Raw genomic sequence first — 546 nt, forward strand, 5'->3', positions numbered from 1 at the left:
GCAGCACCTGCCGCGCCAGCAGGGACAGTCCGTCGAAGGACTTGCGCATGTCCACCGGCTGGCTCGCCAGGTGGATTCTTACCGAGGCAGGCAGCGTCAGCATGCTTCCTCCAACGCCCTCACCAACCGCGCCACCTCGCCTGCGTCGAAACCCGGCTCCACCCGGAGCCTCCGCCCCCTGCTCAGCACCACCTCCATGCTGGCCGCGCCTGCCGCCCGTTGGGCTTCTGGCGACGGCGGCGCCGCGACGTGCACCGGCACGAACGAGAGCGCCGAGCGCGTCTCCCCGGCCCGTCGCTTCTTCCACCACCTCAGCCGCTGTGGACCCAGCCCATGGCGGCGGGCGAACTCCGCCACCGACAACCCGCTCGCCTCACAGGCCTCCAGCACCGCCTGTGCCTCGGCCTCCGTCCAGTAGTTGCTTGCCGCGGCCCTCGCCAGCCTGGCTTCCACTCTTTCCGTGTCGCGTCCCATGTCTACTCCTCCTGGAACGCGACGCTGAACGCCTCCTCCCTCTCGCGGAAGGTGTGGTCCGCCGAGCGCTTA

General features: G+C 70.1%; 1 protein-coding gene. It reads right to left on the bottom strand.

Translation table 11 applies throughout. The features are described 5' to 3' along the window. Positions 1–96: 96 nt before the first annotated feature. On the bottom strand, positions 97–474 hold the full coding sequence (tnpA, locus tag Q664_RS44020; RefSeq protein ID WP_052519447.1) for an IS66 family insertion sequence element accessory protein TnpA: 378 nt from the start codon (positions 472–474) through the stop codon (positions 97–99). Positions 475–546: the final 72 nt, after the last annotated feature.

Source organism: Archangium violaceum Cb vi76 (genome assembly GCF_000733295.1).
GTDB classification, from domain to species: Bacteria; Myxococcota; Myxococcia; order Myxococcales; family Myxococcaceae; genus Archangium; species Archangium violaceum.

Coding starts and splice junctions, on each gene's coding strand:
- tnpA (WP_052519447.1), bottom strand. CDS start 474: ATGGGACGCGACACGGAAAGAGTGGAAGCCAGGCTGGCGAGGGCCGCG.